The sequence below is a fragment of the Listeria farberi genome (assembly GCF_014229245.1).
Taxonomy (GTDB): Bacteria; Bacillota; Bacilli; order Lactobacillales; family Listeriaceae; genus Listeria; species Listeria farberi.
Window position 1 is genome coordinate 59,482 of the sequence record NZ_JAARZJ010000016.1, and the last position, 6,753, is coordinate 66,234.

Annotated in this window: 7 protein-coding genes and 1 pseudogene; all 8 read right to left on the bottom strand. The window is 33.7% G+C overall.

Annotation, left to right across the window (positions count from 1 at the left end; all coding sequences use genetic code 11):
- Positions 1-6: 6 nt before the first annotated feature.
- Positions 7-840, bottom strand: a complete 834-nt coding sequence (locus HCB45_RS13240) for a hypothetical protein (RefSeq protein ID WP_185620252.1) — start codon at positions 838-840, stop codon at positions 7-9.
- 370 nt (positions 841-1,210) lie between these two features.
- Positions 1,211-1,318 (bottom strand): annotated as a pseudogene (locus HCB45_RS15505) (DUF3139 domain-containing protein); the annotation flags it as partial.
- A gap of 16 nt (positions 1,319-1,334) precedes the next feature.
- Positions 1,335-1,505 (bottom strand): hypothetical protein, encoded by a 171-nt coding sequence (locus tag HCB45_RS13245; RefSeq protein WP_185620253.1) that lies wholly within the window; start codon positions 1,503-1,505, stop codon positions 1,335-1,337.
- A 27-nt stretch (positions 1,506-1,532) separates the two neighbouring features.
- The gene (locus HCB45_RS13250; RefSeq protein WP_185620254.1) at positions 1,533-2,018 is read right to left on the bottom strand and encodes a hypothetical protein; all 486 of its coding nucleotides are present in this window, start codon (positions 2,016-2,018) and stop codon (positions 1,533-1,535) included.
- A 357-nt stretch (positions 2,019-2,375) separates the two neighbouring features.
- Positions 2,376-2,993, bottom strand: coding sequence for a recombinase family protein (locus HCB45_RS13255; RefSeq protein ID WP_185620255.1), 618 nt, complete (start codon positions 2,991-2,993; stop codon positions 2,376-2,378).
- Between the two features lie 314 nt (positions 2,994-3,307).
- Complete coding sequence (locus HCB45_RS13260) at positions 3,308-4,777, bottom strand: DUF4062 domain-containing protein (RefSeq protein ID WP_185620256.1); 1,470 nt, start codon at positions 4,775-4,777, stop codon at positions 3,308-3,310.
- A 283-nt stretch (positions 4,778-5,060) separates the two neighbouring features.
- The gene (locus HCB45_RS13265; protein WP_185620257.1) at positions 5,061-5,609 is read right to left on the bottom strand and encodes a hypothetical protein; all 549 of its coding nucleotides are present in this window, start codon (positions 5,607-5,609) and stop codon (positions 5,061-5,063) included.
- Positions 5,610-6,562: 953 nt separating this feature from the next.
- The coding region (locus tag HCB45_RS13270; RefSeq protein ID WP_185620258.1) for an LPXTG cell wall anchor domain-containing protein at positions 6,563-6,753 on the bottom strand (191 nt) is incomplete at its 5' end.

Below are 6,753 nucleotides of genomic sequence, written 5' to 3' on the forward strand. Positions count from 1 at the left end.
TTAGATTTATTTAAAGTATTTTACTTGTTGTGGCTTATAGGCTTTCGAAAAATAGTTAGGCAAATCATATACGGTGACTAATGATGGAAACACTTGTACCACTGGTTTACTTCCTGTCCCAAAATAAAAAGCTTGCAGGACTATTTTAGAACAGTATGTTGGATTTTTAGCGTAACGACTTCCTGTTAATCCATATTTAGGGAATATATCTTGTTTCGAGGTCCCCTTTGTCGAATAATAATTCTTATCTGCCCATACTGCTGCTGCGTTAGCGACCGAACTATCTTTCAAACGATATACTTTTACCCAGCCATATTTATCATAACTATCCATCCATACACTTGTTCGTAGTTGTCGTGTTGTTTCTCCTTTGCCAGGAATATCTAATATATACTCATTACCATTCGCAATGGCCGCATGGCCCAATAAACCAGAAGAAGAGGTCCCATTCGTAATCAAAATATCGCCTTTTTTAACGGTATAGCCCTTATATACGCCTCTCACCATGGGATTTTGTGGCACTTCTTCCCAGTTTTCATCGACTACGGGTGGTTGCCCATAATTATTCAACTTGATCCATTCCTCATAGGTCATCGATGCATCATACACATCGTCTCTTAATCCGTCTTGATACACTTGCTTGTACTCGTTTTCATTTGCTTCTACCCATGTTTCCAAGCTTACATCGGCTGATGAAATAATTCCTTCAGACACTCCCTGCGCGTATAACGCCTCATAATCAACCGTAGCGATAGCTTGTGCTTGACCGATTCCAGGAGCTAACCACATTCCACTTAGCACTAACAGTGCCACTATAAGCCCAAATAACCCTTTTTTCATTCTGCATCCTCTTTTCTATGTGTATTCTATTCCTTAGTAATCGTTGTTACTAAAAACATAACATAGAAAAACAATGTATAACCAAAAATGTCATGAAATGTCCGATTCTTGTCATGGACGACTTCTTTTTGCCTAAAAAAGCACTTTCTGGCACCACAACCTGAGTGAAACGTACTTATTAATGCTCAAAAATTCACATTATGTGTTTATATACACTATTCTATACATTTAAAAATAAAATGGCACAAAAAAAGGCATTTTCACAGCCCTTTTTGCAACATTAAAATATGTTTTTTGGAAAAATAATACCCGGATTTCTAAACTATCATCCATCTCATTGGCCATTACTGATTTTCATCTGTATAAGTTGTTACTTCATATCTTCTAATTGCTTTGGCAACGGTGGGTGTTTCATGTTATCTTCCATTTGCCCAGAACCATTTTTGTATGCATCTACAAAAATATGGTAAGGTAAATCTCTTTTACTCCTATCATTATTTCGCTGAATTATTTGTCTTCTTTTTAACAAAGGGAATAATGGCAATTGCAAAGGAAACAGTCGCAACCACTAAAACGATAATATTAAAGTTATTAAAAATTAGTGTCCCTACACTAAATAAAACAATAAAGAAAAGTAAATATCCAATCCATTTTTTATAATTCAATATCGTAAACTCCTCACATTAAGCATTTTACCTTCTAACCTTTTGATAACTGGTTGTTACTGCTCCTTTCCAGGTACTCTTGTTATTTGTAAATTCATCAATAACTTTATAATAATGATATGTGTTATCTGATTTTTTATAGATTGTTTGTCTCATGTACTTATAACCTTTAAAATTACTACTTAAACCTGTTGTCACCATGGCTCTTGCCACTGGAGGACCCATTGGAACAGCTGCTAATCCACCAGCTAACAAGGCTTTGTATAAAGTATTAATACCAGACAAGTTTACTACCTGTTGTGAAACATATTTATACGTAGATCCTCCAGCTTCCGTTTGATTGGCGAATAGCGATATACCAGAAAGCGGTGGTAAAATAGCCGGCTCATTATTCCATTCATAACTAGTTTCCTCTGTCGTTAGAAACTCCTCATTAGTAGCTACTGATACCATTGGCGCAATATTTCCTAAAACTAAACAAGACATTATTACCATTACAAGCTGTTTCTTCATACTAGTTCACTCCTTCTATGTAATTTTTATATGTTACATAAAAATTGTAGCATGTTTCACCAATGTATAACCAAAAATGTAATGAAATGTCCGATTCTTGTCATGAACGACCTGTTTTTACCTAAAAAAGCACTTTCTGGCACCACAATCTGAGTGAAGTCTTCCTATAGATGCTCAAAAATTCACATTATGTGTTTATATACACTATTCTATACATTCAAAAATAAAACAGCACAAAAAAGTCATTTTTACAGTCCTTTTCGCAACATTAAACCATCTTTTTGAAAAAATGACCTATGTATAAATACGCATGTTTATGCACAGATTATTCCTTCCCTATTTCCTCCAGGATAAACTTCAGGCCTCTTTTAGTTTCTCTACATCCTTTTTAATTCTATAAACGGTTGGCCGTGTCACTCTATTTTTTTCAGCTATTGTTTTAATGGCTAACCCTTCTTCTAACATTTGTACTATTCGATAATAAACAGCTTGTTTTTGTGGATCTTTTGCATTGGGTGAGTAAAGTTGTGGCCGTCCCTTGTAAACCCCTTTTTCTTTTGCAATAGCTATCCCCTGAGCTTGTCGTCTTTTGCTTTCTTCTCTTTCTCGTTCTGCAATCATCGCTAACAGCTGAAGTAGTAAATCTTTCACGAATCGATCTAATAACGGATCACCCAAAGGTTCACTGAGTAACGGAACACTTGTAACCATTAACCCTATTTTTTTCTCCTTTAGTACATGGACTGTTTGAATCACTTCTTGATAATTACGACCTAATCTGTCAATCGCTTCCACCATTAAAAAATCACCTTCGCGAACAAAAGCTAACGCTTTGTTAAATTCTTCTCGGTGAATCATATCTGCGCCGGATTTCTTTTCCACAAATATTTTTTCGGCTCCATGATTTTTAAAAGCTTCTATTTGTCGATCTAAATTTTGATCTGTAGAACTTACTCGAGCATATGCTACTTTCATGAGTAAAAAGCACCTCTTTTCAAAATCATTTCATATACACCCTAATTATACATTAGAAAATATGTATTCACAACGATGCTTCCATGTATATTTTGGGTACACCCTTTTTTTACATTCTTTCAATCTTACAAATTTGCTCGCATCGACTAGAAAAGTAAGATTCAAAGTAAACAAAGAAAAAGAGAAGACGGATTTCTCATCTTCTCTCTTAGAATGCCAATGTTTCACGTCGTTTCTATGAATTTGACTCAATGCCATTGAGTTAGATTCATTATTTGCTTTTTTATATTGTTTTCGCTAATTATTTTTCCTACCTATAAAACTCCTTTGACAATCGAAGATGAAAATTTTGATCTAATTTCATAAGTTATTTCAATATTATTTGCTTCGTCTTCTGAAAGGAAAATTGGAACAGGAAAGAATATGGATGTATTTTGTTTTAAATATGGAAAATTTAGTTGAAATTTATCATCTAATCCAGATTCATACCTATCAATAACATCTAACACTTCTATAGCTTGATTATACGTATCTTCTGTTCTGGCTAGTCTATCAGCTCTATTAGTATAATGGTAACCGTAGTCTAATATTTCAGCTGTTTTTTGGTTATAAAATAACTGTTCTAAAAGATTTTCACTAAAATAATCCAAGATATAATCTTCTGGGGGATTAAAATCATTCAATAATTTAATCGAGCTTTTTGGCGCTGTAAGCGTAACATCGATGTCTTCGTCATATTGTTCTCCTTCGTTGGTTATAAACAATGTTAGTTTCCTATATTTCTTAAACGGTTCACTATACTTTTGATAGGCTTGAAAAGCTAAAATATTTCTATACAAATCTTCTAATAGGTAATATTTTCTCTTACTGTCTTCCTCACCTATAACGTTCCATTGAACACCAGATAAATCAAAGGAACCCATTTCATAATGCAATGAATCAAATATAAAGAAATTATCATCCATGTCAATATCATACGTTTGCCCAAATTCCTTGATTGCCACTTGCTTCTCTTGACTAAAAATTACCTCTCTACTTTTATTGTAAGTCTCAAGTACTTTTAAACTCGGGATTATCTGGATTATTAGATTGATGATTTCCACCTTAAGAATTGACATTTCTTTAATTTTCAAAAAATCTTGCTTTAGTTCTTTTAATTCTAATTTTTTTGATATAGTAGCAGGTAGTGCAGGCTCTAACTCTCTTTTGCTGGAGTCACCATTAGAAGAAAAGCATTTTATAGTCAAATCACTCTTTTTTTGTTCTTTAGCTTGTCCAGGCTTCATTTTATCTAAAAAATATAAGTTTAAATCTTGTGTTAAAATTGTTTCAAATTCATCAATAGTATCATATGATTTATATAAAGTATCTTCTCGATGTTTTTTTTCAAATGCTTCAATTTTTTTCATCTGCTCAGAATCTATTTTTCTTGGGTCAATTCCTATATGGGAAAAATACAAAAATACTTGTTTACCACTATCTAATAAGTGCTCCATTTCCTCTTCTGTACCAGATCCAAAATCACCTGTCGGCGTTCCAAACCTAGTCCAAAATATACAAATGATAGCATCACTTTCATCTACAATCTGCTCATTAATACTACTTTGTGGTCTTTGACCTGCTGCTGGATAAGTATCTTTACTCCAATGTTTACTCTTTATTCCAATTCCCATGCCATTAGCAAAATTATTAAATCGCTTAAATACTGTCTCTATAATTTTAATCTCTTGTGTCACATCGGAAGGAAATGATAACAAAATATTATATTGATCAATGCTTTTCATTTAGTAAAACTCCCTTAGTTTTTTCGCTGCACTTTGACCATTTCATTTTAATTATACTCTGCGTTATACTGTTAAAGCAAGCAAGTTTCCTACGTTATATCAAGAATAAAATACGCTAAGCATATACCACTTATTCTCTCTTGTATATTTTTGCGTTCTAGCAACAATATACTTTCTAATCCCACAGAAATACCCTAGCTGTTCACGCGGCTAGGGTATTTGGGTGTCTCTACGACAATTCTATTTCCAAAATTAACTTGTAGGTCTTCTTTTAATTATGAAATTAATTAACTATCTTTGTTTTTGTAACTTTTAAGTATTTCTTCTGTTTAGAAGTTGGGACTTTAAATCCAGACTTAATACTTCCTCGCTTACCATCCCATGCCGTAATTTTGTGTTGTGTAGTACTCCCACCTGTAGCAGCAGCTCTTCCCATTGAAGAAGTATCATATACATGAATACCTTTTGTATTCTTGTTCTTCAACAATTTATCAATCTTTTTGGCGTCATCCCTCTTCTGCCAGCCTGCTTCCATTGTCATAAATCCAAGAACCGGCCCAACTACTGGGATTAAACTAGAGGCGTAACTCACAAATTCTTGCTTTTTACTTGCACCTCTTTTTAACTTGTCAGATAATTTTTTCGCTTCTGCACGGTTCAAATACACGTCTTCAATCTTAATATTCCCGGCATATTGGCTTTTCACATACCCTTTTTTAGGGTATGCACTTGAAGCACTTGCCTCATTCGGAAAACTAACGGATGCGATTAAAACCATGACACATAATACTAAAAACGTTGCTAAAACTCTCTTTTTCTTTCTGTTGTTCATCTCTCATTCACTTCCTCTTATTTTTGTAGACAGCTATGATGATGAGGGAAATTACCCATAATATGAATAATACTGAAATCAAAATCTTAGATGTCTCATAAGAGATTATATTATTCCAACCTAAAATAATCAATGCAAATAATAAAATCACGTAGACTAATTGAGTTAATAAAGTCGATTTGCTAAACATTTTTTAATCCTCCATTTCTGTTAATCCTCTCTTTTATGTAAAGATAGTAGGATTGTATATAAAATTGCTTATTCGGTGTTCATTAATGAATAATATTAGCATAATTGTCCGTCCCACACAATCTATATTTTATGACAAATTTGTGTTTATTCGCTTTCACATGAGCAGAATCCACAAAAGCAACATCTGTCATCTCTTTTCCTGAAAAAAACCTAACCGCTTCCGACAGTTAGGAGTTTTGTTAGGTGTATTCATGTTACACATTATTTCCATTTTTATTGTAACACGAATGGCTTATTTTGCAACCTTTGTCATTTCGGTTTAGATATTTCCATAGGATTATTCGATTGCACTTTCTAAGCAGTCTTGTTCTTCCTCAATTTTTGTATCAAAAGATTCTATTCGACCAAATCTAAAATTTATCCTTTAAATTACTCACTAATTTAAAGGCACATTCTATAATAATGAAGTCGTCTACCTTCAGACGAACTTTTTCGCTGAGGGGAGGTGTGGAATATGAGTATCTTATTTTCTACTCCATTAGAACAACAAAATTAAGAAAAGTAAACCAACCCATTTCCACAATAGAATATCAAGCATATTTAATGGCAGTCACTCAAAAATTTATCGTGTGTTTTATATGTGGTGAATACAGAGCATACCCTTACTAGTATGGTATGAACAGAGGATTCTAAACAAACAACCAGGAGCTCTCCCTTTTAGAGACAGTTCCTGGTTGTTTTCGTGTTTCTATCTTACTTCTTTATGCTTTCTTTTTTCTTCTTGCCCATAACCATACTCCGGATAGGTACGCTAATAATCCTGCCCCTATTCCTTGTAGAGACAACATACTCTTATCTCCTGTTTTTGCTAACTTCCCATCTTGTGCTGGATTTGGGAGTGGACCATTACTACTTCCTTCCGTATTGGCCCCATCTACTTCTGATTCATTCG

Bases quoted from the DNA above. Each gene is read 5' to 3' on its own strand.
- HCB45_RS13250 (WP_185620254.1), bottom strand. From the start codon at position 2,018: ATGAAGAAACAGCTTGTAATGGTAATAATGTCTTGTTTAGTTTTAGGA.
- HCB45_RS13265 (WP_185620257.1), bottom strand. From the start codon at position 5,609: ATGAACAACAGAAAGAAAAAGAGAGTTTTAGCAACGTTTTTAGTATTA.
- HCB45_RS13240 (WP_185620252.1), bottom strand. From the start codon at position 840: ATGAAAAAAGGGTTATTTGGGCTTATAGTGGCACTGTTAGTGCTAAGT.
- HCB45_RS13260 (WP_185620256.1), bottom strand. From the start codon at position 4,777: ATGAAAAGCATTGATCAATATAATATTTTGTTATCATTTCCTTCCGAT.
- HCB45_RS13255 (WP_185620255.1), bottom strand. From the start codon at position 2,993: ATGAAAGTAGCATATGCTCGAGTAAGTTCTACAGATCAAAATTTAGAT.